The organism is Propionigenium maris DSM 9537 (genome assembly GCF_027925155.1).
Lineage (GTDB): Bacteria > Fusobacteriota > Fusobacteriia > Fusobacteriales > Fusobacteriaceae > Propionigenium > Propionigenium maris.
Map to the genome: position 1 here is coordinate 235457 of NZ_BSDY01000001.1, position 25307 is coordinate 260763.

The window sequence follows — 25307 nt, forward strand, 5'->3', positions numbered from 1 at the left end:
ATGACTAATAGTAAAAGACAAAACTATGATTATTTAAAAGGGGGATTCATGAATAAAAGTTATATAGAATGGGATATGCATGGTTTTTTTTTAGAAGGGATGGATTTTAAAGACAACAAAAAATATTTAGTTGAACATGAATTAGTTGAGAGTATTTTCATAGAAAAAGCTAATTCTATGAGCTCATTAGGAACAAAAAAATTAAAAAGTTTACGTTTTGAAATCCGTGATGGAATAAGTGTTAAAGATAATATTGAAAGTTTAACTGATTATTTAGAAGAAATTTGTATTAATTTATTCACTAAAAATAATATTAGAGTTGAAAATCCAGGGTGTTATCTTTCTTCTTATAAAGATGAAACATTGAATAGAACTTATCTAAGGGATGTTTGTGAAATGAAAGATTGTTTAACTGAAATTAAGGAGAGTAAAGATTTTTATAAAGATATCATTTCACATTCGACAAATATATCCAAAGCAAAAGGACTATATAATGAATTATTTAGGATAGTTGACTACCGAGATGAAACATTAAGGTATATGGTTCTATATGAATTTATGAAATGTATAATCGAAGCCAAATCTCAGCAGCAAGTTGTAAAGTATTTAAAAAAAAATAAAGAATATTTAAAGAGAGATCTCTATCGAGAGATTGATTTTCAACCAAGTAGAAAAATAAATAAAAATGGTAAAATTCAAATGGAAGATATGTTTACTTATTTACGAAATGAAATAGGACATTCAGATGATTTAACAGTAGAGGCAAGAGGGATGCTTCCAAATAAAATAAAAGGGTATTTGCCTTATTTAATTGAAGTTATAAATAAAATAATGGTAAAAGAGGATATAACGGATGAAAAACAGAGCATAAATGGTATAAGAAAATATTATGATATGCTAGTAGCTGACTTTGAAAAGTAAAAAAACAATACCTTTATTAAGAAAAGGCTCTTTTAATCAAGAGAGCCTTTTCTTAATAGCTAAGAATGCAATTATAGCTACATAAAGTAATTTTTAAATATAATAAAGGTTCAGTCAGAAATCTAAATTATATTTTATACACTACTTCTATTGTCATCCTGTCTACTATGATAACCTCATCTATAAACATCTTCAGCAGTGCCTTCTTCTCCTGGAGACCCAACTCCTCAAACTTCTTAACGATCTTTATCAATTTATCATAGTTTGTATTTACTTCGACCTTCTCAGGCTGTTTCTCTGTATCTTCTATCTCCTTGATCTTTTTATTGATAGTCTGTACAGCATTTAAGTACTCCTCTCTGGGGAGGTGGCCGTCGGTATATGCCTCTATTATTCTTTTTCTTTTACTGAAGTACTTATCCAACTTATTTGTTCTATTCATCTTTTTAGCCCGACTGTTATTTAATGTTTTTAGCCCCTTAGAGTACTCTTTGAGGTTATCTATAACAATGCTCTCTATCTTCTCAAGGGACATGGAGAAAGCACACGAGCTGCACTGGTAATATTTATAGTTGGCAGCCCTATTTACCTTTCCATACATTCTATGGGTACAGTTATTATGTCTAATAAGTCCGGTAAGTAGGTACTCTGTTTTAGTAATTCTCATATTTTTAAGAGTATGGTGCCTTATTACTTCTTGGACAGCATTGAAGATATCTAGATCTATTATTGGTTCATGTTTCCCTTCAAAGATTTCTCCTGGGAGGTTCTGAACTCTCTTTCCAGTATCTTTATCTTTCCCCTCAAAACCAAATTTTGTTTTACCAATATAGGCTACATTTGTTAAGATCCTTTTTATACCTGGATTGGAAGTGTTATAGTTTCTACATAGCTCAGCATAGGATGCTCCAGCCAGAAAGTCCCTGTAGATATCTCTAACCATCTCAGCTTCCTCTTCAATGATATAAAGGATCTTATTTTCTAACCTGTAGCCCCTGGGAGGTTGGAAAACCCAATAACCTTCTGCAGTATAGTGTCGCATCCTATTTTTTACCCGTTTGGATATCATGTCTGATTCGATCTCTGCCTGAGAAGCTAGGACCGATAGCATGAGTTTTGATGTTGGACTATCACTATTCAGATAAGATTCTGTGATACTCTCAAACTGTATCTTTTTCTGTCTCATATTATGGATAAGCTTATGTAGTACATAGGTATTTCTTGCCAGTCTTGAAAGCTCATAGAATATGAGAACATCAAAGGTGTTTTTCTTTATTTCGTTTTCCAATTCTATAAATCCCTCTCTATCATCTTTCCTTCCAGACCCCACCTCCTTAATGATCTTATAAATGTTATAGTTCTTGAATTTACAATAATCTATAGCTTGCTGTTCTTGCTTAGTAAGAGAGTCTTTCTCCTCCTGCATCTGGTCGGAGACTCTTAGATATATGACAACTTTCTTCATACTATTCCTCATTTTCTAGATATTTTTCCAGTACCTTTAAGTTTCTTTCTTTAGCATCTTTATTCTTGATAGTTTTAGTGATGATTTTCATTGTTTCTACCTCCGATTGAATAAATTATCTATTTGTTCTCGTTATTTTAAATTTATATTTAGGTTTTTAACACTTTAATTTAAAGCTTATCTCTTAATTTGTATTTTAAAAAACATTATTTTATATAAATTGAACACTTTAAAAAAGAATAAAAATAGATAATTGAAATGTAACAACACCAATACCCTTAAAATGAAAAGGTTTACGGTTACCATTCACCCCGTAGGACTTTTTGTTTTTTGGAGAACAATAGATGAATTCATTAATCCAAATTATCTATTTGTTTTATTCTTTGATTAATTCATTTATTTTTATTTATTAATTATTCATGTTATTTTGTACAAAATGGGACATTATTTATAATTAAAAATGTTACTTTAAGATATAGAGTTATAAACAACATTATAAGTATAAAATTGAGGGAGGGAGAAAAATTTACAGTTACTATATTATTACAAAATATGATGACGAAATTAAAGGCATAGCATTAAGAGAAGGATATCTATTAAAAAGTCAAAATACCTCAAAAAAATCAGGAGAAGAAATTAGGAATTTCTTTTCCGAAGTAAAAAATTATTTACGTTTAAACCCTATAAAAAATTATTACTTCCATCAAGTAGAGGTTGAAGAAGTAAAAGGAATCAAGAAAGCTTTTTTTAAGTTTTTCAATCGAAATAAGGAAGGAGTTATGGTGACTATTAAAAGAGATAAAGCATCTATTTCATACTAAATTAAATATTAATTTTTTTCTTAAGAAGAGGTTATTTTAAAAAAATTATACGCTTTATTTTTTTAACAAAAACTACATCTTAATTTGTTCCGAATAAAAATAATCTAATGGAATGATCATGCTATTATTAATCAAACTCTTTTCTTGAACTATAGGAGGTCAGCTATGAAAAAAGTATTATTTATAATCTTTATTTTATCTGTAACAGTTTTTAGTAATGGATATTTTGAAGCCAATGAGGATATTCTTGAAAATCAGTTTGAGCTAAAATATCCTATTATTAGCGATGGAGTAACCCAAATTAATAATATTGACTATGATGTGACTATTTCTCCAAATAAAGCTTTTTTAGAAATAGAAATTGAATCAGTATTTGGAGATGCTAACTGGTCGAAGATAAATAAACAAGCACTTGAAACTGTTCTCCTTGAACTAGTTACCGATATAAGAACAGAAGTCAACAATCCAACTCTTAGTGTGACAGTTTTTATAAAACTGGATAGAGAAGTAGGTAGTGATAAAATCTTACTTAACAAGACTTATTAAGAAAAAGAGCAGCTATTGCTCTTTTTTAGTTACAGGAACAAATCTTTATTTTATTCCTTATAACTATTCAAAAGATCACCTTATCTTGAGTAGTACTTAATTCTCTTTTTCATATAGCTCTTATAGAGCTTCCGTATAAACTTCATAGTCTCCTCCTCTATGTTGAGATCTTTATGATGACCTCCTTACACTGATACATGGTTATAAATTTGGTTCCACAGGAGCACTTGTAGTACCTTCTCCTCTTACCGCCATATAGAGCCCTGGTGGAGTAGTGCCTCACACGTTCCGAGCAATTCGGGCATATCTGCATAGAAGCCCCCCTAAAATAATATTTATTAGTTAAATCCTGTATTATAATGACTAAGAACTATCTTCAGGTCTTCTTTGGTAGGGATTCACTGAAGGTTATAGTTCTTTCTTATGAGAGCAGCTGTCAGCCCCTTGATATCTTTAATTTCGCGGTTAAAGAAGTAGAGGTCCCTGAGAGCTGCTTTTACTATGTCTGAGTCATACTTATGGGAGAATATCTCAAGGAACTGCATATACTCGTATGAGGTCCCTCTGAGCTTGGAGATCGCCCTTGAAACATGGATATTCTTTCTGACTTTGTTAAGGTCCTTATCATACATAGATACCTCCTTCATCGATATACTGGTTAAACTTCCTGCAGAGAATATTTCCAAGCTGATCATCAACACCGCTGCATTCAAAGCCTATCTCTTGTAGTATCAGTCCCCTCAGCCTTCTTACTTCATGCTCTCCGAGCTTCCCTGCCATAAACTCGATCTTTTCATCCCGCTTCACCTCCTTGGATGCAATGCTCCCTGCATCTCTGAAATCTTTATCTCTCAGTATAGCCACCAGAACCCCCGGGGTAATACTTTTGTTCTTCAGCTTCATGAAGGCTATAGCCCTCTCTACCACCTTGATATCATTACCGGAGAACCTGGTGATATTCTTCAGGGTGTTGGTATTAAAGTTTCTTACAGCTGACTTTGAGAGAAGAGTCATTAGGTTTGAAATAAACTCCTCTTTAGTGGAATCTGTGCTACTGCTATCTATGTTGGGAGTATTGTTATTGGGAGTATTAACATCCGACTTTTCAGTCGGGTGCACACTCGACTTTTCAGTCGACTCTTCATCCGACTTTTCAGTCGGGTGGGGAAGTAGTCCCATCTCCCTTAGTTTTGCTTCTTTTTCTTCTGGTGAATCCTCTATTGTGTTTATCTCAAAGAGGGAGTTAAACTTAGCTTCCAGGGAAAAGAAGGTGTAGGTCCCTGAGGTTCTCCCTGTGGAACTGAACGGCTTGTGCAGGTGCCTTGAGACCAGCTTGAGGTCTCCATACTTTTTAAACCTCCTTCCTATTACCTCCTTGTTGTTGATACTCAGTATGGGAAGGTAGTTGATCATCTTGTTATAGTCCAGCCAGATGTAGGTCCTTCCATCCACTACCTTTCTAACTACATTTTTAAGCCGGCTGACCTCCCTGATATAGTCCAGTATGAAGGCATCCTTGATATCCAGGCCAAACTCTATCAACTTGTCCTGCTGTACACTTCCTATGGTGTACTTCTGGTTTACTGACATCTCTGCCCTCCTCTCTTCCTGGCCAGGTTCTCCTCGATAAGCTTTCTCTCTACAGTAGAATTTTCGATCCTGAGTTTCTCCCTGCAGAGGAGAGCGTACTCCAGGAGCCAGGCACGGAGTTCATCATCCAGGGTTTCATACTGGAGCTCAAGGTTCTGCAGGTTTCTTCTCTTGATGGAGTACATGGTATTGTAGTTATCCACCTTTTTGTTGTGATCCCTTAGCTGCTCCTTTAGCTCCTGGAGATTTTCCAGTTTTAAGAGCTTCTCCCTGGCACGGGAGAATCCCTTCTGCATATCCTCGTTCCACTTATCCAGGTTAAAGCTTTTCCTTCTCCTGTCATCGTCCAGGCTATCTATAACACCGGCATGCCTCAGGTGCTCCTCAAAGGTCTCCACCCTGACCTGCATATTCATACTCCTTTCCAGCTCTAGAGACAGAGCTGATTCTTTTCTTCCCATGGTCACCTCCTGAAATTAAATAACTTTAAAAATAATGTTATAATAAAAGTCGTTAACACCAACTGTTCTCAAATGAGAATTAAATATTCAAAATTTTTTGAATATTTTTAATGGTTGCATCGTTTTGGCTATTAATATGCAAATACATAGTCCGCCTATTGAGTCCAATAAGTTCAGCAAGTTTTGTCATAGTATAGCCCTTAAGAATTGCTTTAGATTTAATTTCATTGAGAGTCATATATCACCTCCATATTTCATTCTCAAATGAGATATTACCACTCTTATTCTCAAATGTAAATAGAAAAAATAATAAAATTTCTCAAATGAGAATAAAAAAGTTAAACTAATATAGTAATAAGGAGGGTTTATGAGCAAATATGTTATAGATGAAAAAAATAGAATTAAATTAGGAAAATATATAAAAGAGAACAGAGAGAAAAAAGGTTTAGGGTTAAACCAATTAGCTGTAAAAATCTCTGTAACAAATTCCTTACTTTCGAAACTTGAAAATGGAATTACACAAAAGATAAGTCCCTTTTTATTGAAGGAGGTTGCTAAAGGCCTGGGAGTTGATTACAAAGAGCTATATAAAATTGTAGGATATCTGGATAATGCTAGGGAAAAAGAAGATAGATCTAATGTAGTTAGGATTACTACAAAAAAGGTTCCATTATATGGGACTGCAAGTGCAGGACAGGGGTATATAAATCTTGCTGAGGAGTTAGAGGAGTTCCCGATACCTATAGAGGACTATAAGCCCGGAAGGTTTGTTGTAAGGGTCAAGGGGGACTCTATGACGGGGCCAGTGAAGAGTATACCTGATGGGACAGTTGCACTTGTAGATCCTACTATGTGTCTCGATGCTGAAGCCTTAGCAAATAAGGTATGTGTATTTACATACAATGGGGAGACCTATATAAAGCAGTTGGTGATCAATAACCAGAATATAATTCAGCTTGTATCCTTTAATCCTGAGGTGGAGACGATTATTGTTTTACAGCCCAAGGAGTTGAAGTGTGAGGGAAGGGTTATAAAGACCTGGTCGGAACAGAGTTGGTAAAAAATAAAAGTTAATAATTAAATTAAGTATATACATGACTCTCTTAAAAATCTAAGAGGGTCATAGTTAGTTTTTGATAAATGATTTAATGAAAACCTTTATTCTTAATAAATGTTGTGGAGAAGAATATATTCAACTAAGAATGTCAGTATTTGAAATAAAAGAATATAGAGCAAGTTTATTTAAATTATAGAAGAGTTATGAAGGAGTAATAATGAAAATAGAAGTATTTCCAGCTGAAGTAGGAGATTCCTTTTTAATAAGTTATGGAGAAGGGGAGTCAAAACATATCCTTATTGACGGAGGATATAGAGAAACATATGATGATTTTTTAAAGGATAGACTTAAAGAAATTAAAAATCAGAAACAAGAAATAGAATTATTAATCGTCACTCATATTGATCAAGACCATATACTAGGTATTTTAAGTTTGTTTGAAGAAAATGGTACCTCAGATGAGTATAAAATCGTTAAAATTAGAGAAATTTGGCATAATAGCTATAAACATCTTCATTTTGATTATTCTAAAGACGTTACAGAGAGTTCAAGGGAGTTCGCGATACTAGATGATTACATTGCAACTGGGACTGCTATGACTTCAAAAAAAGGTGGAAATATTAGTGCATATCAAGGAAGTATGTTAGCATCATACATACTTGAAAATAAGTATAACTGGAATATGAAGTTTGATAATGAAGCAATTATTGGAGAAGATCTAAAAAGGATTTCTTTATCTGATGATTTGAATATAATTGTAATTTCACCTTATAAAGATTCTCTAGAAAGACTTGCTAAAAAATGGCGATCTGAATTAAAAAGAAGAAAAATAAACTTTGAATTTAGTGAAGGAAAAAAATACGACGATGCTTTTGAATTTTTTCTTTTAAGAAAAGAGAAAGAAGTAAGTACCCCATATAAATGTTCATTTAGTAAAGAATTTGATATTAGCAAGATAGAATTTCCTGCTATTGATAGACGAGAAGCAAATGAATCATCAATTGCAGTTATTATAGAATATAAGAACAAGAAAAGTCTATTTTTAGGGGATGCCAACCCTAATATAATTACAAAATCACTAACTAAATTAAAAGAAAAAGAGAATTATAATTTATTTTTTGACGTTATAAAAATGTCACATCATGGAAGCTTGACGAGCACAACACCAGAGTTATTAAGCCTTGTAGATGGTGAAAATTGGATTTTTTCTGGGAATGGTTATAAAAATAAACCTGGAATAGATTTAATAAAATTAATCTTATTGGAAAAAAAACAATACTTTAAAAGATTAGTTTTTAATCATGAAATAGAATGGTTAAGAAATTTTGAAAATGAAAGCCTGAAAAAAGAATATAATTATGAAATATTAAAAGGTTGCGAAAACAAAAGCACTTTATTATATCTTTAAGGAGGAAAGATGATTTTAGATCCTACTCAATTACAAAAGAATATTGCGAGATTAGAATGTGGAAGTGAAATAGGAACTGCTTTTCTTGTAGGAGAAGATAAAGCTATAACAGCATTTCATTGTCTAGATGACTACTCTCAAACTAATGACATTAAATTGTATTTTTTGAACATTAATGACGAACCAATTATAGTTAAAGCAAAACCATTACAAAAAGAATTGGCTATTGAACTTGACTTAGATATAGTTGTTTTACAATTAGAAAGTAGCATTTTAGGATTTGAAAACTTAAGATTTTCAGATAACATTATTTCAAATAATGCAGAATGGGAGACCTTTGGTTATCCAGGAATTGAAAAAAATGATGGGATGCCTCTATATGGGAATATAAGGCAAATAAAAAGCAAATATAATACAGACAGTTTTGATTTGATCTTGGAATATAACGGGATTACCTTTAACACTATGGGATTATCAGGAGCGCCACTAGTTATTGATGGAATTGTTAAAGGGATAATAACGTATGACAGAGACAAAAGAAATACATTGGGAGCAATTAGTACAATTAAAATGAAACCGCTACTTACTCAAGTAAGCAATGCTTTTTTTGTTGAAGAAGAAAACCATAATGAAATTGAGATTGTCGAAAATCATACAACTGAATTTAAAATAAAAGAAAATATTCAAAATAATGATAAAGGATACATTTTTGTTAAAGGAGTGCCAGGAAGTGGTAAAACTACTTTAGCCCAAAATTTGAAATTTGACGATGAAAATATAGAAGTAATTAATAAATATTTTTTGAAAGAAGTAAATGAAGTTTATAATATCCAATATAAAGCATCTGAAGAAACTTTTGGAAAATGGTTTGTAAATAGTATATCAAACTTTCTCTATGATTCTTTTATTGAAGATAAAGCTTACAGTTATAAAGATATAATTAAAATGTCTTCTGACTATTTTTTTAATATTTCTAATGAAGTTAGAATGCATAAAAAAAAGTATGTTTTTATTATAGATGGGATAGACGAAGTTTTAAATATAAGCAAAGAAAAACTAGATTTATTTTTAGGGATTTTACCTCAGGATTTGAGTAAGAATATATTTATTATCATTTTTGGAAATAATGAAAATAATATACCAATTTACTTAAGAAATAGCTTAGATGAAAATATGATTGTAGGTATTTCTCCTTTAGAACATGTTAATGTGATTAACTTTATTAAAGATAATCTTAAATATAAAAAACTAGAACATTCTGTGATAAATAAAATTGCACATAAAAGTGAAGGGAATCCTCTATATTTAAGATATTTAATAAGTTACCTTGAAAACTTTCCAGACGAAATTAACGAGGAATTTATTAATACTATTCCTGCTTTTAATGGAGAAATTGTAAACTATTACAAAATATATTGGGATAAAATCAAATCTAAAAGAGAGTTAGTAAAACTTTTAGCAATATTAGCGAGAGTAAGAAATCAAATATCTAGAAAAAACCTTATGGAAATGTTTCCTGCTGATGAAAGATTTGTAGTTGATGATTATCTTTCAATAGTCGATCACTTACTTGATCAAAGTGCGGATGATATTTATATTTACCATAATTCATTTTCAGATTTTATAAGAAAAGAAACTGCTGCAATGGAAGATTACGTTCATCAAGTTATATCGAAGTTTTGTCTAGATAATACAACAAAAAGATTTTCTTTAGAAAATATACTATATCATTTAATAAATGCTGAATTGGATTTAAAAAAAGAAGCAGTTAAAAGATGTAATCAAGAATGGCTTGACTGTTGCTCGATTGAAAACGTGCATCCTGAATCAATGATTGTTGATATGAAAAATGTACTTGATTTTGCAATTGATGATGGTGAAATTTCAGAAATAATAAGAATTTTATTACTCTTACAAAGGTTAAAGTTTAGAAATGAAAAGTTATTTAGAAGCTTTTCTATAGAAATGGCAAGAGCACTGTATGAAATTGGAAAAGAAAAATATATTCTTAATTATATAATCAGAGAAGATTCATTGATTGAGAGTGTTTCAAATGCTGACGCTATTTATCTTTTGAGAAAATTTGTTAAAGATGGGTTTGCTAAAGAAAGTAATAAGTTATTTGAGGCAATTAGAAACAGGTGTATTAAGGAATATGAAAGTAATAAAGGTTTTGATATATCTACATTATTTTTAGATATTAAATCAGTGGTGCTATTTCCAGAATATAATCCTTTAAGAAGGTTGGATATATTTAACCGACTACTAACAGAAGCTAATGTTCAGAATAAAGATGAAATAATTCAATGGTTGTCAGGAGAAATACAGGCATGGCTGATGAAAGAAAAGGAAGTATACGGTGATATTAATACTTTAAAAAAAATGTTTGGAACTGAAATTGATAAAAGAAGCATTGATGTTATTATAAAAATACTCTTATCTTACATTGATCCTCAAAATAATACTTTTATAAAAGAGGATAATCAAGCAGTTTTAAAAGCTGTTAAAGATTTAGAATTTCTTTTACTTGAATATAAGGTTACTAAGAAATCCGATGCAATTGAAGCATTAATACAATTCAGTAAAAATACCAATTTATTAGAAACCTTAATTGAAAATGAAGAAAAAGTAGAATTCGATTTAAGAGAAAGCAATGGAGTAGATTTTAATTATAAAGAATTCTTATCATATAAAAACTATTGGATTGCTATAGGATATAGTGAAAAACTTCAAACCTTGCCTGAGATTTCTACGATACAAAATTGGGAAAATTTTTTACACTCAGTAATAAAGACAACAAGCATAATACTTGGGAAATGTTATAGGTCAAAAGCAGAGTTAGAAATAGAAAAACTAGAAGCAATTCATGTAGAAATTACAAAGTTATTGAATAGCTTAAATATTGATTTAAAAGAAAGAGTTAAATGGGATAGAAGTTACTTTATACCAGAACATTTACTCCCTTTAATTTATAAGGAAATTACATTTATCTATCTTAATTTTTTCAGTGAAAAAATAGAAGAACTTGAGAGTCATATACTTAATAGTTATCAACTTGGACTATATAATGAAGGATACAGAAGGACTCTGTTTGCTATAGCTAATGAAATTGTAAAGTATAAAGGAAAAGAAAGAAAAGCTTATCCTTTTATACAAGAGCTAGAATCTTTTACTGATAAATACATATTAAATCGTTGGGAAAGAAATAGAGATTTTTTAGAAATAGTTGAACTATATGGAAAAATAGGTAGCATAGAAATTGCAAATCGCGTGTTTAAAAAAATGCTTGATACTTCTATGGGACCGTCATGGTATAAAGAATCTCAATTGACTTTAATGGGAACAGGAGTAAAACATCTTAATAGTCTACCAAAAAAAGATATTTATATGAAAGAAATTTTGGGGCATTTAGACTATGCTTCTGGAGAGATGACATTTCAAAGATATGTTAGAGATGATAAAGAAGAATTTGTAGGAATCCTGTCAAAAGTTTTAGGACATAAAAAATCATTAGAATATTTTAAAAGATTAACTTTCCCTAATAGTGAATTATTATTAAATAATGCTATGAAAGATACTCCGGATGTTGTAGATAAGTTTTATGGATATACTCAAGGAACAAATGAAATTAATCTACAGGATGCGATGATATCTTTTATTAAAGAATTAGATAATAGTGATATTTTACTTAAATATGCTCTTACAGAAATTTTTATTCAAGGTGATGAGAGGTACTTTGATGAATTTACTGAACTTCAATTAGAGATCCTGCATTTTGCTAGACTTAATTCATTTACCGAGTATCAATTACTAATTGAAAGAGTAAAAAGACAATTTGTAGTGGAATTAGATAATGAACGAAGAAGCCTTTATATTAGGTTTTTAGAGAAAAGCTCACTAAAAGAAACTGTAAATAGCATAATGGAAGAGCTTAAAATTTTAGATGTTTTCAGGCAACCTTCAGAACAAGAAAATTTCTTTGAATCATTAAAAGGTGAGGAAAAAGAAAGTAAAAGTATCAATTTAGCAAAGGAAGAATTAAAGTATGGAAATAATACTAAAGCAAAAGAAATATTAGCAAATAGACTATCACAAATCAATGATGACATAGGGGATGTTTTTTATTATAGCAATGAAAGTACGGAATGTTTGAATCTATTGAAAAAAAATTGTGAGAGTAGTCAAGAGCTAATAAAGCTTTTAAAACCTATACTTCTACGAACCGGTATATTTGATTGGCAACTAGCTAATAACCTCATAAAACTGACCGGTGATAAACTTTCTGAGACAGCTTCAATTTTAACAATGAAAGAAGTATTAACTCATGTTCGTTTAATGATAGATACGCCTAAAGAAACTATAGACCAATTTAAATGGGTTGAAAATGAGGTGGATGATGAAAGCTATGAAATAGAAAAATTTATAATTTGGTTAACAAATTTACCTGATGGGTTGATTTATAGAAAAAGAGCTATTGAAGTATTAGCCTGGCTTGGTCAAGTTAAACCTCATACTATAATACCATTATTAATAGAGGAGGCTCTTGAAAATAATGAAGAATCATCAGAAATATCTTCAAATATATTGCATGTATTAAGTCAGACTAATAATGTAGAAGCAATTTGGTATTGCATATGTTTAAATGAAAACTTTAAAAACAGAATTTTACAGAAGAAACATTTTATTATAAAAAGCTGTTTTTTAGAAATTGTTAGGGTTGCCCATGAGAATAATTTACTTGGAGCAAGTGATTTTATTCAGGATATAGAAAAGAATTTTTTTAATAATGAAAAATGTACTTTAATGAGAGAATTAGATTTAGATAAATATTCTAATTTAATAATTCCAGGGTTAGATTATTTTATAAAAACAGTAAATGAAGTAGTGCATCTAGATGAAAGCTTTATGGAAAGTGTAGTAAAAAACTTAAGTGAAACTATTTCACCATTGGATATAAATAACTTTAAAAAAATTGATGAAATTTTAGAAAGAAGTTACTCCATTCCAAATGGTTTATCTCAGGTATATAGAAATAAAGTTAAGTTTGTAATGAATTTAGCTATTTCTGATTATGTTACACAGAATAATTATAATAAACTTAAAAAGCTTTTTAGAAAATATAATCCATATTTCTCTGAAAGAAAGTTTTCCTATGAAATTCCTTCTATCCATGAAAAAGTAACTGATATTTTTGAAGAAAGAAGCAAAGAGTTTGAAAATGCAATATTTGATAATGGAAAGCTGATATTACACTTTAATGAGATAGTTTCCAAAAAGGAAGAACGAAGAGGAAGAAGGATAGAAGTAGTTAGTTTTTTAATTGATTCTAAAAGAGAAACTCCAGTTCTAGGAGAAAAATTGTATGATTATTTTACTAGTAACTTATTACCAAAAGAATCTTCAATAAATATGGATGGTTTTAACGGAGTATTTCCTTTAATATTGAAATCAAGTTATGGACATTGTAGAACTAGTTGGTATACGCCTTCAGAAATTCATCCAGCAGCTAAAGAAAAATATATTATTCCAAACGATATGGTTCAAAAAAAGGTTTGGAAATCAGGAACTATATTAGATGTGGATGGATTTGGTATGCCATTAAGTGAAGGTTGTTTATTAACAGTTGATAGAAGTATTATATCAAAATTTGGAGATAATTATAGATTAATGCATTTAGTTAAATATAATGACGGAGAAAAAATTATGATTATTGATTATTTAAGAAAACGAATACATGGAGGATAAGTGTAATGGAAGATATGACACGAGAAGATTTTGAAAGAAATTTTCATTTACTTAAAGAAAACCAAATAAACTTTTCAAGTGCTGTTTCAAGAGGAATTGACTCATTGTCAAAAGTCAGATATCTTCCTAATGGAAGGATTGATTTTTTGAGTGTTGATGAAATGGCCCGATGCCTTGCAAACACCATGATGACCATTGATTCCGAAGATTTTAAAGAGCGTTTAAAATAATGAAAGAAATTAGTTAAATATAGGTTAGTAGTGAACTTTGATAATATTAATTAATGATATTTGAAGAAGCACCTGAATATAAACTAATTATGAAATTGTATCCTTATATATAAGGATATAAAATGAAAAAGGTGGCGTCTATTATTATAATCAGATGCCATCTTTTTATATTATTCAGAAACTTTGAATAATCAGCAAATAATAAGGGGGGAGAAGATGATACCAAATAGCTGTGAATAAGTCCGTTATTTTATATTAAAAAACCGTTTTACTATTTCTGGTACTTTTTCTATTTTGACCCTCTATCTTTTTAAATACAATTAAAATATAATTCAATTAGAAGAGGAAGATATATTAATTTTAAGTTTGATTTCATAGAGCTTTTATTTAGGATTATTTTAGGGGTGAGACATGAAAGATATATTAAAAGATATCGAGGATAAGTTGAATACCATTAAAAAAGGAGAGATTATAATAACGGTCCCTTTAAATGGAAAAATACAACTAGAAACCAGAACAGTATCAGTATATGAAAAGAATAAATAAAGTTAAGTAGGAGCACCAAGAGGGCCCACTTATGAAGAATAGATTGTTAATTCAGTCTATTTTCCATAGGTGGGCCTTTTTTATTCTTACTCAAAAGTCTGAGCTGGTTTAATCGTCTTCTAGTCAATATCAGCTCGCCCTTTGGGGTAAGGATAAAAAGGTGGTGAGGAAAGTATGTGAGCAAGTTAGACAGAAGAGAAAGGCTCCTGGAGAAACTAGATAGAGACTGGGAAAGGATCTTCCGCTTCTATAGGAAGCAGACAGTTCTCAGGAAGAAATCCGAGGGCAAGTTGAGGTTCAACCTTGGTTCCCAGATAGGATTGGACAGGATAAAGCTATCTATTCCAATTGAGTGCTTCAGTGTAGACAGTGGGATAGATATAAGAGTTGTCTCCATAAAGGAGGGGGCCTATAGCTTAAAGACGGGGATACACCAAAATAACTGGTATTCTCAGCTGGATATAAATCTTCCAAAGGCTCTCCATAGGAACAACCTTCTAAATGTCAGGGACAGGTTGGAAGTAATAAGAGCTCTGGAGGGGGTGGCGAGAGATCTCAGGAGTCATGGAATAATGGTAGATATCTTCAAGGGCAAACCTGCATATCTGGAGATAAACAGGACCTTTGAGCTACCAATGGACTTCACCAGATACCACGATGCCATAGGTATCCTCCTGGCTGAGAAGCACAACATCCTGAGGAAGAGGTTTCATCCCACTACAGTCTATAGCAATCCCTTTAGTGGGTTTAGGACCGGGAAATCAAATAAGCAGCTGAAGATCTATGACAAGTGCTATGAGCAGCTGTGCCACACCTTCATGGATGACCCGGACTTTCTGGAGCTGCCTAAGGGAGAGCTGGTAAAGATAGCCAGAAAGTATACAACGCTTGCAAGGGTCGAGTTCATGGTGAGGAAGCAGCCCCTCCAGAGGATATTAGGGGAAACAGAGACAGTGGAGGACCTCTTGACCAATCTGGAGAAGATTCTGGATACTATCTACTTCGACCTTCTGTCGGAAGCAGGGCTAACAGAGGAAGCCTTTGAAACAGCCAAGGAGAGGAAGGTAAAGAGTCTGGTCAGGGTATTCAAGCAGTTTATCCGGATGCATCCCCATAACTTTATATCAGCTCTCATCAAGTACAGGCAGCTTCACCTCTGGGGGATAGATCAGGGTAGGGAGGTTTTCAAGAGCATCGGAGGAGAAAAGCAGGTTATCTATGATCGCACAAGGATATTTGAAAAGGAGTTTATGCTAATAAAGGATGTAGAGAACAGAAATCCGGAATATCTGAAAAGAATGGAGGAAGTGGTAAGTGAGATCAACAAAAAAGTGTAATTTTATTCTTCATTTTTTTATGGAAAACTTTATGACGTATTATCTTACACCTAAAATTCAATATAGTTCAATAATAGAGGGTGGTTGAAGATAGAAATACCTTTTTTAAAAAATCGAAATCGCCCCTTCTAATAGAGGTTTTTTTCTATCAAAACTTTTATCCATTTTTACTCCCTTATCCCATAGGAGGTGTAATTTTATTAAAAATAATCTGAACTATAACTGGAGAGAGATAAGAAAAGATTATGAGCTCCACAGTCTCTCCTATAGGAAGCTGTCGAGAATACATGGCCCACATCCAAAGACCATAGCCTATCATTCCAAGAGGGAGAAGTGGATCAAGGGAGGGCTCATAGAGGATGTGGCAAACAGGACAAGGGAATACCTGGTTAAATCGGGAGCTGAGATTAACAGGGAATATGACGGCTACTATGAGGAGATCACAGGGAAGATAGCCCACTCCATAAAAGAGGAGGAGCTCAATCCCACAGATGCCAGCTTCCATGTAGGATCCCTGAAGACTATAAGACAGGAGAGGCTTGAGATTAGAGGGGAGCTCACACCTATACAGGAAAGAAAGCACCAACTGGATATAGAGAAGTTTGAGCACAAGAAGCATGTGGACCTGGAGAATCTGAAGATAAAGAAGAGAGGCAAGGGGTCCGGAGGAACAGGAGAAGATCCCGAGGTTGAATACGTGGATTAATCCCCTTAAGGTACTGTGGGCCTATCTCTACAGACTGAGGTGACGCGGGAAGCTCAGGTGGGCACCGGGAGATAAAAAAAATTATCCGCCACCGCCTTATTAGAATTAAAAAAATTGGAGGGCCTATATGAAAATCAAATTAGTTAGGAAAAAGACTCTTTTGGAAGCCTTCCAAGTTACAGAGAAGCAGCTGGCTAACCTGGAGAGGGATGGAATCGTTGTTAAGTATGGAGAGGGCTACAAGCTCATAGAGAGCCTTAAGAACTACTGTGACATGAAACAGAGGAGGCACGGAGGATCCCAGGAGGGGAATGTATCCCTGGTGGAACTATCTGAGATCCTGGGGATAGCTGAGAGAACAGTAAGAGAGCTAACCATGAAAGGTGCTTTAAAGAGAGAAGACGTAGGTGTTTATAACCTTAAGGAGTCTATCCAAGGTTATCTTACATATAAGCTGGGGAATAGTGAGGAAAGTAAAAAGGAGATCCTTCTAAGAAAGAAAGCAGACAGGGAACTCAGAGAAATGGCCCTCCTGGAGAAAAAGGGAGAACTGGTTAAAAAGTCTGATGTTAAGGAATTTCTGGGAGGGATGCTCATAAGTTTTAAAGAGAGCCTTTTAGCTTTCCCCGATAAGCTGGCAAGTCAGAATGAACTGGATCCAAAGACAAGAGATGAGATTACTGGCAGTATGGATGAGTTATTAGAGGAGCTGGAAGCTTATGAGTATAGATAGTCTTTTTCCAAAAGAGCATACCTATAGCTTTATGAGGAGCTTGGTGAAGGAGTTTCTGGCTCCCCCTGAGGATATAACAATCTCACAGTGGGCTGATAGACATAGGATCATTCCACAGGGGCTGAGCTCAGAACCAGGAAGATGGAAAACATCGAGGACTCCCTACTTAAAGCCAATACTGGATTGTATTACAGACACCAATGTTAATTACTTGGTTATGATGACTTGTAATCAGGTAGGGAAGGGAGAGGTCATAAACAACTCCATAGGTTATTTTATCCACCAAAAACCTTCTCCTATGCTTATGGTACAGCCGACCTTTGAAGCAGCCGAGGATTATAGCAGGACTAAGCTATCTCCTATGTTTGAATCATGTAAGGTTCTAAAGGAAAAGTTAAGCGGAATTACTCAAAAGGTTAGAAAAAAGAGCTTTCCAGGAGGATTTCTTCAGATAGTAGGAGCTAATTCACCAGTAGGGCTAGCATCAAATACAGTTAAGGCAGCTTTTCTAGATGAGGTAGACAGATACCCCTTGGGAGCAGGTAAGGAAGGGGACCAGATAGAGCTTGCTATCAAAAGAACAGATACCTTTGCTCAGAGTCGGAAGATAATAATAACTTCTACTCCAGGTATGGAAGAGTCATCTAAGGTCTATCACTGGTATAAGCAGTCTTCCCAAGAAGTTTGGCACATATCTTGTCCAAGCTGTGGGGAATACACTCATCCGACAATAGAAGACTATGACTATGAGAACCTTATGATGGCTTGTAAAAAGTGTGGAGCTTTACATGGAGAGTATGAGTGGAAGGCTATGCAGAAAGGTGGCAAGTTTATTTCCCAAAATCCATCTGTAGTAAAAGTTAGGGGATTTCACTTCAATGTGTTTAGTTCTCCATGGGTGCCATGGGGAGATGTAGCATTTGAATATAAACAAGCACTAAAGGATCCTTTGAAGATGACCACATTTGTTAATACACGTCTAGGACTTCCCTGGAAGGGAGTTATGGCACTGGATAAGGCCTATAAAGATATCTATGAGAATAACAGGGTTGATTACGGAGCTGCCCTCCATGAGGACATCTTAGTTCTTACTGCGGGAATGGACGTGCAGAAAGGGTGGTTTGCAATTGAGGTTGTAGGCTGGGGAGTAGATGAGAAGAGTTATGGAGTGGAATATAAGGTCTTTAGAGGAAACCCTGATAACCCAGAAGCTTGGAAGCAGATAGATGAGTACCTGGAAAAGAAGTTTTATTATAAGGACGGATCCTATCTCAAGATCAAGATGACCTTTATAGATACGGGAGGACACTACACCCAGTCGACCTATGACTACCTTTATGGGAAGGAGCATAGAGGGATATATGGAATCAAGGGAGACAATACAAGTAGAAAGGGATACATCATAAGAAGCTCCATTGTTAATAAGACAAAGAATAAGCCGGTACTCCTGGTTAGGCTGGGAGTAAATGATCTTAAGGTTCTTCTCTTTGAAAGACTGGAAAAGGTAAAAGGGGAGTTTGGATACTGTTACTTCCCATCGGATCCGACAAGGGGCTACGACTCAGAGTACTTTAAAGGTCTCTATTCAGAGAGAAAGGTTATAACAGTTAACAGGTATGGATACAAACAGGTTAACTGGGAAAAGATAAGGAAGAGGAATGAACCGCTGGATGTAAGGAACTATGCTACTGCAGCACTGAAACAGCTCTCTCCTAATTTTGAAGACCTGAAGAGGGATAGAGGAAAGAAGAAAGTTAAGAAGATTACCATTTTTAAGAGATAAGGAGGGAGGCTGATGCATCCGGCAACAGGGATAACACTTAAAGAGGCTCAGGAGATGTATAGGAAGTATATGGATGCCGAGAGGAAGGTTCTCTCAAATCAAAGATACAAGATAGAGGACAGAGAGCTTGAAAGAGCTGACCTTAAGGATATCGTGGCAGGGAAGAAGGAATGGGAAAGAGTTTGTATTGATCTCAGTGGAGGTAATTCCAAAAGGACAGTTTCCATTATTCCAAGCAATCTATAGGAGGTGAGAATGGAAGTAAAAGGAAACCATGAAGGGATGGCCTCGCAAACAAGGGATCCCACACTCTATACAGAAGGAGGGGCCTCTACCACTAGTAAAGTAGTCAGATACTGGAATCCACAGCTAAAGATCCCAGATGAAGACATTATTCAGTCAAAGAAGAAGCTTATGGCCAGGTCCTTAGCTCTCTTTAAAAATAACTCTATTGCAGCTGCAGCTATAAAAAAGATAGTTGCCAATGTAGTTGGTCCAGGCCTGAAGGTTAAATCTACCATAGATGCAAAGCTACTTGGGGTAGATGAGGAACAGAAGGAGAAGCTTGAAAAGCAGATTGAAACTCTTTGGGAGATGTGGACCAAATCGACTCAATGCGATTACCGGAGAATGAGTAATTTCTCCGAGCTTCAGTCACAGTATGTTTATGCCTGGCTGATATTTGGAGAGGGACTAGCTATACTACCTTCAGATCAAAGGACGGGAGATATAGTTTCCCTAAAGATAGATCTGGTGGAGAATCACCGTCTTGAAGCTGAGACTAGCAATAATTTTCTTAAAAATATAGTAAATGGTGTCGAGTTGGATAACCATGGAAGGATAGCAGCATACCACTTTTCCACAGCTTTAAAGAGCCAAAGAAAAACTTATTCAAGAATAGGTGCTTATGATGCTCTGGGTAGGAAAAACGTACTGTGCCTATTTACCAAGGAAAGAGTAGGACAGCGTGTGGGTCTTCCAGTTCTCACTCCAGTTATAACCGACTTAAAAAGAGTGGGACAATGGCAGAAAGCAGAAATTGATGCTGCAGTAACTACAGCCCTTCATCCGATCTTTATAAAGAGAGATATTAACAGCACCGTTTCAGTAACTGGAAGAGATGAAGAGGAAAAGACGGTAGTTGAAAACGGTGAGGTCAGAAAGGTAGTTACGAAAAAAGTGGAGGGGGGATCCATTACCGAGCTCTCTCCAGGAGAAAGTGTAGAGGTGGTAGAGGGAGGGAGGAATGCCATTGCATACGATACCTTCTTAATAACAACCTGTAAAACCATAGGGGCAGCCTTAGAGCTACCATATGAAGTCCTGCTAACTGCTTTTAGTAGTAACTACTCAGCCTCAAGAGCAGCAATATTAGAAGCCTGGAAGATGTATTTACAGAGAAGAGCCAGGGTAAAAGAATCGTTTTGTGAGCCAATCTATGAACAATTTATAGATGAGATAGTGGCAAGGGGATATATTGATATCCCTGGGTACTTTCAGAATCCTTTAGTAAAAAAAGCGGTTTTAAGAGCTGAATGGTACGGGCCTATCCAGGGAAGTATCGATCCTAAGAAGGAAGCTGAAGCAGATGCAATTAACCTTGGAAATGGCACCAAATCAAGGGCAAGAATTGCTAGAGAAAATGGTACTGACTGGGATCAGACTGTTGAGCAGCTGGCATACGAGGAAAGAGTAATGAGAGAAAAAGGAGTTTCTAAGACAAAGGTAACTGTTGGAGGTGATTCAGGTGGAGAAGAATAGAGTAGAGCTATTAATTTATGGTCCTATCTTTGATAGTGAAAGTAATCCAAATAGTTCTAGAAGAATAGCTGAATTTCTTATGGAGCATAGTGATGCTGAAGAAATAGCTGTAAGAATAAATTCTCCAGGAGGAAGTGCTTATTCTGGGATTGCAATACACAATGCTTTAAAAAATCATAAAGCCAGGATAATAGCTTATATAGATGGTATGGCAGCCAGTGCAGCCAGTTTGATACCTATGGGAGCAGATGAAGTTCATATAAACAGTTGTGCTCAGATGATGATTCATAATCCTTCAAATCTAATATGGGGGGATGAGCATGCTATGAGAAAAGAGGCAGATAACCTGGCCAAGCTTAAGGAAAGTGTTATGAATGCCTATCTCACAAAAGTAAAGATCTCAAAGGAAGAGTTGATCAAGGTTTTAAATGAAGAAACCACATATACAGCGGAAGAAGCACTTCAGTGTGGTCTGGCTACTCATATAGTAGAGGAAGTAGTCAGAGAAGGAGTTGTAATGTATTCGGGACCTCTGAACTCTGAAAATTTTGAAGAGTATATGGAGACCTTTCAGCACACCATTAAGATGGAGTTGCCATCAATTAAAAAGGAGACAGATATTATGACAATGACAAGGGAACAGCTAAAGAGTGATAACCCAGCACTGTATAGCGAAATAATAGAAGAAGGCAAGAAGGAGGAGAGAGCAAGATTACAGGCTTTAGATACCATCAATGTTCCTGGAAGTGAAGAACTTGTAAGAAAGGCCAAGTATGAAACTATGGAAAGTAAGGCTGAGGTTTGCCTTGCAATAGTAGATCAAGGTTTGCCGGTAACACCTACGGAACCAGGAACTCCATCACTTCATACTCATTCAGTAGATCCAGTGACACTAGTAACCTCTGGTAAAGTTGCTCTTCCGGGAGAGGAAACTCCACCTCCTTCAGTGGAAGAATCGGAATTTGAAGCTCAGTTAAAAGCCGGTGACAGGTTAGCGGAACTATATAACAGGGGAGGTAAGTAAAGTGAAGACGATAATTAATCCAGACGGGCTGATTTGGGGGATACAGGTCTACCCACTGACCCAGGAAATAACCTTAGCTCCAGGGACATACAAGAGGGGAGATGCCCTTGGAGTGGTTAATGGGAAGCATGGTCTTATAGGAGAAATAGGATTTGATGCCACGACTTTTAATGCTGTTCTTTGTGCAGATATGACTGCAGTGGAAGATGTCCCTGTGATGGCTTATGTTAATGGCCAATTCCAAGGAAGCAAGATGAGAGTTAAAGAGGGCTTTGATATAGAGACCTTAAAGCCAGAAGCAAGAAAATTACAAATATTTATTAAATAGGAGGAGTTAATGAAAGCATATGCACTAGTCACACTTATAGCAGCTTTAGCACAGATGAAACTTCCAAAGACATTTATGTATAAGTTTGCAGTAGGGGAGGAGAAGGTACACCCTACGGAAAAATTTGAGATTCACACCAAGAAAGCTAACAGAAGAATGGCTCCCTTTGTAGGAGAGTATTCAGATGGTGTATTCATTGAGAAAACGGGCTTTGCAGTTGAAGAGTTTGAACCGCCTATTATAAAACCATATATGCTAGCAAGTGCAGATAGGCTCCTTCAAAGGCAGTTTGGTCAAACTATCTATGGCAACTCAATATCTACAGATGACAGGAAGCTTATAAAAGTAGGGGAAGAGCTGGAAGAGTTAGATGACATGATAGTGAGAAGAGAGGCATGGATGATCATGAAGCTTCTTACAGAAGGAATTATCCCTGTAATAGGCGAGGGCGTTAACAGAGCTATAACTTATGGAGATGCCAATATAGAGAAGTTAATGGGAGATGCAAAATGGTCAAGTGAACTCAGCGATCCTATGGCACTTCTTTTAGAAAAGATACAGGAGGTAGGTAAGGAGACTGGAAACGGAATAGATACCCTCATCATGAGTCACGATGCCTACGAGGTTTTTGAAAAGCATAAGATAGTTGATAACTACCTTAAGCATACCAATGCTGCACTGGTTCAGCTGGATCCAAAAGAAGTTCCAGATGGCGGGAAGTATATGGGATATATTCCTAAGCTGGGAGTATCGATCTATACCTTCAGTGAGTGGTATTACAATGAGTCTACTAAGACAGAGGAACCGTTACTGCCGGCTGGAGCAGTTGTCGGGTTAAAGAAAGGGTTTATCAAGATGAACTATGGAGCTATAACCCAGATCCCAGATGGAGAAGAGGAAGAGCAATTGTTTGTAGAGAAGAGAGTTCCCCATACATGGGTGAAGCCAGGAAGTAATAAAAGGCATGTACAGCTGCAGTCTAAGCCACTGCCTGTACCTAATGATGCAAGAGGTTGGTTTACCATTACAGTAATTTAATTTATCCACAGTGCAGTTAAGTTTAAAAAGGAGAAGACTGATGAAATATAGAGTGCTTTGTGATTTTAGAGTAGGGGATGAAAAGTATAAAAAGGGTAAGGTCTATGAGATAGAAGAGGCTCAGGTTGGGGAGCTACTGGAATCAAAACTTATTACTGAGTATAAGGATGAGGATGTAGTGTTTAAGGAAGCAGCTATATTGGAAAACCTTAGAGCAGAGAAGATAGTTGATGCCCAAACTATTAAAGCTCAGCAGGAGGAGATTGAAAAACTTAAAACTGAGAAAGCTGCTGCTCCTTCAGAGGAAGTGGTTAAGGTTATGGAGTATCTCCTTCAGGTTGAGAACCTGGAAAAAATGGAAACCTCTCTCATAGAGGGAATAGGTGACACATTAGGTCTTGAAGTGACAGGAGGAAATAAGAAGGAAAAGGCACAGTCCCTCTTTGATCAGGTGACAAAGTAATGGGACTTAAAGAAGACCTCATAACGGATCTAGATGATGTTTTCTTCAACACAGATGAGTTTGCTGAGGTTGTTGATATAGATGGAGTGGAAGTAGAGGCTATCATCAGCAATAGCCTAAGGAAGGATAGTAAGAAGTACCAGAAGTTCATGGAAAATAACTATTCTGCAGAGGAAAAAACATACACGATAAAGTCTTCAGATTTTGAAGCTCTAAATGAGTATGATCCTGGAGATAGAATTGTTATCGATGACGAGTTATATAGAGTCTATAAAATAACCAAGGATGCTGGTGTGACTCATATAGAGGTAAAGATCTATGATTAATGTAGATGCCCAGGCACTGGAGAAGCTGAAAAAGGAATTAGAAGGTATTACAGATGGTCTTGAAACTGTAGTGGCAAATGCTATCAACGTTGTTACCACAGAAACTAAAAGAGAGGCCATAAAACAAATAACGGAGAAATTTTATATTGATAAGGATCCCTTGGGAAAAGGGATCCATGTAAGAAGGGCTCATCCAAGTAAGCGTAGTTATGCAGCAATACAGAATAACAGGAAAAGAGATCGTTTTACACTGGCGAGATTTAAAGTTGAACAACCTTCAAGGGGGCCTATTAGGGTAGCTCAGAACAGAAGCGGAGGTCTGAAGGAACTTAAAAGAGGATTTGTACAGAATGGGCAGATTTGGAGAAGAAGAGGGAAGGCAGCCTATCCTATAGACATGCAACGGGGGTATTCAATAGGTGGGATGCTTGAAAGTGAAGATATTTTTAGGGATCTTGAAGAAACAGCATTGGAGAAGCTAGATGGCCAGCTAGACATAGAAGTTGATAAGTTTTTCGATAAAAAAGGAGAATAGATGTCAATAAGAAACCTGGAGCAAGAAATTAAAAGAAGAGTTATATCGGTAGTTGAAGATACCCAGCTTGTAGATATAAAAGGAAAAAGAGTAGTTCCCATAGTTGAAACAGGAGTTCTTCCGGGAGATATTGTAAAGGGGAAACCCTATGTGCTTATTCAGACAACAGATATCACAGATGGAGATCTGGAAAGTGAAGTAGATGTACTGATGGTCTATGGAACTGTAGGGCTAGGGAAACAAGATAGAGTAGATAAGGAAAAATCGGATTATGTTCATGCAACTGGTCATTGGGATATTATCTCCTTAATAGACAAGATAAGAGCTGATTTTCTAAAAGATACCAATTTTGAGTTTGGAGTATTGGAAAGAAAGATGAAACATGAGGTATTTGGTCAGATTGAAGATATCAATTACCTTGGAGAATCAAAGCTGAAGTTTAAAATAAGCACCATTGCTCCTGAGGGAGAATATTTGTAAGGA

The 25307-nt window shown here is 35.0% G+C and carries 25 protein-coding genes; 20 read left to right on the plus strand and 5 right to left on the minus strand.

What is annotated here, in order from left to right:
* The first annotated feature begins 48 nt into the window (after positions 1–48).
* Entirely contained in the window at positions 49–921 is an 873-nt protein-coding gene (locus tag QMG11_RS01185) for a hypothetical protein (RefSeq protein ID WP_281832664.1), read from the plus strand.
* A gap of 127 nt (positions 922–1048) precedes the next feature.
* Here QMG11_RS01185 and QMG11_RS01190 read toward each other — a convergent pair whose 3' ends face one another.
* Positions 1049–2386 (minus strand): recombinase family protein, encoded by a 1338-nt coding sequence (locus tag QMG11_RS01190; protein WP_281832667.1) that lies wholly within the window; start codon positions 2384–2386, stop codon positions 1049–1051.
* A gap of 986 nt (positions 2387–3372) precedes the next feature.
* On the opposite strand from QMG11_RS01190, the gene QMG11_RS01195 reads away from it, so the two are divergent.
* On the plus strand, positions 3373–3753 hold the full coding sequence (locus QMG11_RS01195; protein ID WP_281832670.1) for a hypothetical protein: 381 nt from the start codon (positions 3373–3375) through the stop codon (positions 3751–3753).
* A 157-nt stretch (positions 3754–3910) separates the two neighbouring features.
* Here QMG11_RS01195 and QMG11_RS01200 read toward each other — a convergent pair whose 3' ends face one another.
* The 4 genes from QMG11_RS01200 to QMG11_RS01215 all read right to left on the minus strand — a co-directional run bounded on the left by QMG11_RS01200 (position 3911) and on the right by QMG11_RS01215 (position 5804).
* On the minus strand, positions 3911–4066 hold the full coding sequence (locus QMG11_RS01200; protein WP_281832673.1) for a hypothetical protein: 156 nt from the start codon (positions 4064–4066) through the stop codon (positions 3911–3913).
* An 85-nt stretch (positions 4067–4151) separates the two neighbouring features.
* Positions 4152–4385, minus strand: a complete 234-nt coding sequence (locus QMG11_RS01205) for a hypothetical protein (protein ID WP_281832674.1) — start codon at positions 4383–4385, stop codon at positions 4152–4154.
* Positions 4378–5343 carry a hypothetical protein gene (locus tag QMG11_RS01210; RefSeq protein WP_281832676.1) on the minus strand — a complete coding sequence of 322 codons (966 nt, stop codon included), beginning with the start codon at positions 5341–5343 and terminating at the stop codon, positions 4378–4380. Before QMG11_RS01210 ends, QMG11_RS01205 begins: the two co-directional genes overlap by 8 nt.
* Positions 5334–5804: a hypothetical protein gene (locus tag QMG11_RS01215; protein WP_281832678.1), complete on the minus strand. Its 471-nt coding sequence runs from the start codon at positions 5802–5804 to the stop codon at positions 5334–5336. Before QMG11_RS01215 ends, QMG11_RS01210 begins: the two co-directional genes overlap by 10 nt.
* Positions 5805–6171: 367 nt before the next feature.
* Here QMG11_RS01215 and QMG11_RS01220 point away from each other — a divergent pair, with 367 nt between their 5' ends.
* From QMG11_RS01220 to QMG11_RS01305, 18 genes are all read left to right on the plus strand, one after another.
* On the plus strand, positions 6172–6864 hold the full coding sequence (locus QMG11_RS01220) for an XRE family transcriptional regulator (protein WP_281832680.1): 693 nt from the start codon (positions 6172–6174) through the stop codon (positions 6862–6864).
* Positions 6865–7078: 214 nt separating this feature from the next.
* The gene (locus tag QMG11_RS01225) at positions 7079–8269 is read left to right on the plus strand and encodes an MBL fold metallo-hydrolase (protein ID WP_281832687.1); all 1191 of its coding nucleotides are present in this window, start codon (positions 7079–7081) and stop codon (positions 8267–8269) included.
* A 9-nt stretch (positions 8270–8278) separates the two neighbouring features.
* Positions 8279–14014, plus strand: coding sequence for a serine protease (locus tag QMG11_RS01230; protein ID WP_281832690.1), 5736 nt, complete (start codon positions 8279–8281; stop codon positions 14012–14014).
* A 5-nt stretch (positions 14015–14019) separates the two neighbouring features.
* Positions 14020–14244, plus strand: coding sequence for an AVAST type 1 anti-phage system protein Avs1c (gene avs1c, locus QMG11_RS01235; RefSeq protein WP_281832693.1), 225 nt, complete (start codon positions 14020–14022; stop codon positions 14242–14244).
* 411 nt (positions 14245–14655) lie between these two features.
* Positions 14656–14790 carry a hypothetical protein gene (locus QMG11_RS01240; RefSeq protein ID WP_281832696.1) on the plus strand — a complete coding sequence of 45 codons (135 nt, stop codon included), beginning with the start codon at positions 14656–14658 and terminating at the stop codon, positions 14788–14790.
* 176 nt (positions 14791–14966) lie between these two features.
* On the plus strand, positions 14967–16127 hold the full coding sequence (locus QMG11_RS01245; protein WP_281832699.1) for a hypothetical protein: 1161 nt from the start codon (positions 14967–14969) through the stop codon (positions 16125–16127).
* Positions 16128–16488: 361 nt separating this feature from the next.
* A complete protein-coding gene (locus QMG11_RS01250; protein ID WP_281832702.1) occupies positions 16489–16833 on the plus strand; it encodes a hypothetical protein in 345 nt (114 codons plus the stop codon).
* A 127-nt stretch (positions 16834–16960) separates the two neighbouring features.
* The gene (locus QMG11_RS01255; protein WP_281832704.1) at positions 16961–17566 is read left to right on the plus strand and encodes a DUF1441 family protein; all 606 of its coding nucleotides are present in this window, start codon (positions 16961–16963) and stop codon (positions 17564–17566) included.
* Positions 17553–19349: a phage terminase large subunit family protein gene (locus QMG11_RS01260; protein ID WP_281832707.1), complete on the plus strand. Its 1797-nt coding sequence runs from the start codon at positions 17553–17555 to the stop codon at positions 19347–19349. The genes QMG11_RS01255 and QMG11_RS01260 overlap by 14 nt, the downstream gene beginning before the upstream one ends.
* A 12-nt stretch (positions 19350–19361) precedes the next feature.
* A complete protein-coding gene (locus QMG11_RS01265) occupies positions 19362–19595 on the plus strand; it encodes a DUF6148 family protein (RefSeq protein ID WP_281832710.1) in 234 nt (77 codons plus the stop codon).
* 9 nt (positions 19596–19604) lie between these two features.
* Positions 19605–21110, plus strand: a complete 1506-nt coding sequence (locus tag QMG11_RS01270) for a phage portal protein (RefSeq protein WP_281832712.1) — start codon at positions 19605–19607, stop codon at positions 21108–21110.
* A complete protein-coding gene (locus QMG11_RS01275; RefSeq protein ID WP_281832716.1) occupies positions 21097–22134 on the plus strand; it encodes a head maturation protease, ClpP-related in 1038 nt (345 codons plus the stop codon). The genes QMG11_RS01270 and QMG11_RS01275 overlap by 14 nt, the downstream gene beginning before the upstream one ends.
* Position 22135: 1 nt before the next feature.
* Positions 22136–22462, plus strand: coding sequence for a hypothetical protein (locus QMG11_RS01280; RefSeq protein ID WP_281832719.1), 327 nt, complete (start codon positions 22136–22138; stop codon positions 22460–22462).
* A 9-nt stretch (positions 22463–22471) separates the two neighbouring features.
* Positions 22472–23500 (plus strand): major capsid protein, encoded by a 1029-nt coding sequence (locus tag QMG11_RS01285; protein ID WP_281832721.1) that lies wholly within the window; start codon positions 22472–22474, stop codon positions 23498–23500.
* Positions 23501–23540: 40 nt separating this feature from the next.
* Complete coding sequence (locus QMG11_RS01290) at positions 23541–23963, plus strand: hypothetical protein (protein ID WP_281832723.1); 423 nt, start codon at positions 23541–23543, stop codon at positions 23961–23963.
* Complete coding sequence (locus tag QMG11_RS01295) at positions 23963–24289, plus strand: head-tail joining protein (protein WP_281832725.1); 327 nt, start codon at positions 23963–23965, stop codon at positions 24287–24289. Before QMG11_RS01290 ends, QMG11_RS01295 begins: the two co-directional genes overlap by 1 nt.
* On the plus strand, positions 24282–24824 hold the full coding sequence (locus QMG11_RS01300; RefSeq protein WP_281832727.1) for a hypothetical protein: 543 nt from the start codon (positions 24282–24284) through the stop codon (positions 24822–24824). Before QMG11_RS01295 ends, QMG11_RS01300 begins: the two co-directional genes overlap by 8 nt.
* Entirely contained in the window at positions 24825–25304 is a 480-nt protein-coding gene (locus QMG11_RS01305) for a hypothetical protein (protein ID WP_281832730.1), read from the plus strand.
* Positions 25305–25307 lie beyond the last annotated feature (3 nt).

What these genes read in the sequence shown, in the direction of transcription:
- QMG11_RS01185 (WP_281832664.1), top strand. Translation starts at nt 49, where the DNA reads ATGAATAAAAGTTATATAGAATGGGATATGCATGGTTTTTTTTTAGAA.
- QMG11_RS01190 (WP_281832667.1), bottom strand. Translation starts at nt 2,386, where the DNA reads ATGAAGAAAGTTGTCATATATCTAAGAGTCTCCGACCAGATGCAGGAG.
- QMG11_RS01195 (WP_281832670.1), top strand. Translation starts at nt 3,373, where the DNA reads ATGAAAAAAGTATTATTTATAATCTTTATTTTATCTGTAACAGTTTTT.
- QMG11_RS01200 (WP_281832673.1), bottom strand. Translation starts at nt 4,066, where the DNA reads ATGCAGATATGCCCGAATTGCTCGGAACGTGTGAGGCACTACTCCACC.
- QMG11_RS01205 (WP_281832674.1), bottom strand. Translation starts at nt 4,385, where the DNA reads ATGTATGATAAGGACCTTAACAAAGTCAGAAAGAATATCCATGTTTCA.
- QMG11_RS01210 (WP_281832676.1), bottom strand. Translation starts at nt 5,343, where the DNA reads ATGTCAGTAAACCAGAAGTACACCATAGGAAGTGTACAGCAGGACAAG.
- QMG11_RS01215 (WP_281832678.1), bottom strand. Translation starts at nt 5,804, where the DNA reads ATGGGAAGAAAAGAATCAGCTCTGTCTCTAGAGCTGGAAAGGAGTATG.
- QMG11_RS01220 (WP_281832680.1), top strand. Translation starts at nt 6,172, where the DNA reads ATGAGCAAATATGTTATAGATGAAAAAAATAGAATTAAATTAGGAAAA.
- QMG11_RS01225 (WP_281832687.1), top strand. Translation starts at nt 7,079, where the DNA reads ATGAAAATAGAAGTATTTCCAGCTGAAGTAGGAGATTCCTTTTTAATA.
- QMG11_RS01230 (WP_281832690.1), top strand. Translation starts at nt 8,279, where the DNA reads ATGATTTTAGATCCTACTCAATTACAAAAGAATATTGCGAGATTAGAA.
- avs1c (WP_281832693.1), top strand. Translation starts at nt 14,020, where the DNA reads ATGGAAGATATGACACGAGAAGATTTTGAAAGAAATTTTCATTTACTT.
- QMG11_RS01240 (WP_281832696.1), top strand. Translation starts at nt 14,656, where the DNA reads ATGAAAGATATATTAAAAGATATCGAGGATAAGTTGAATACCATTAAA.
- QMG11_RS01255 (WP_281832704.1), top strand. Translation starts at nt 16,961, where the DNA reads ATGAAAATCAAATTAGTTAGGAAAAAGACTCTTTTGGAAGCCTTCCAA.
- QMG11_RS01260 (WP_281832707.1), top strand. Translation starts at nt 17,553, where the DNA reads ATGAGTATAGATAGTCTTTTTCCAAAAGAGCATACCTATAGCTTTATG.
- QMG11_RS01265 (WP_281832710.1), top strand. Translation starts at nt 19,362, where the DNA reads ATGCATCCGGCAACAGGGATAACACTTAAAGAGGCTCAGGAGATGTAT.
- QMG11_RS01270 (WP_281832712.1), top strand. Translation starts at nt 19,605, where the DNA reads ATGGAAGTAAAAGGAAACCATGAAGGGATGGCCTCGCAAACAAGGGAT.
- QMG11_RS01285 (WP_281832721.1), top strand. Translation starts at nt 22,472, where the DNA reads ATGAAAGCATATGCACTAGTCACACTTATAGCAGCTTTAGCACAGATG.
- QMG11_RS01290 (WP_281832723.1), top strand. Translation starts at nt 23,541, where the DNA reads ATGAAATATAGAGTGCTTTGTGATTTTAGAGTAGGGGATGAAAAGTAT.
- QMG11_RS01295 (WP_281832725.1), top strand. Translation starts at nt 23,963, where the DNA reads ATGGGACTTAAAGAAGACCTCATAACGGATCTAGATGATGTTTTCTTC.
- QMG11_RS01300 (WP_281832727.1), top strand. Translation starts at nt 24,282, where the DNA reads ATGATTAATGTAGATGCCCAGGCACTGGAGAAGCTGAAAAAGGAATTA.
- QMG11_RS01305 (WP_281832730.1), top strand. Translation starts at nt 24,825, where the DNA reads ATGTCAATAAGAAACCTGGAGCAAGAAATTAAAAGAAGAGTTATATCG.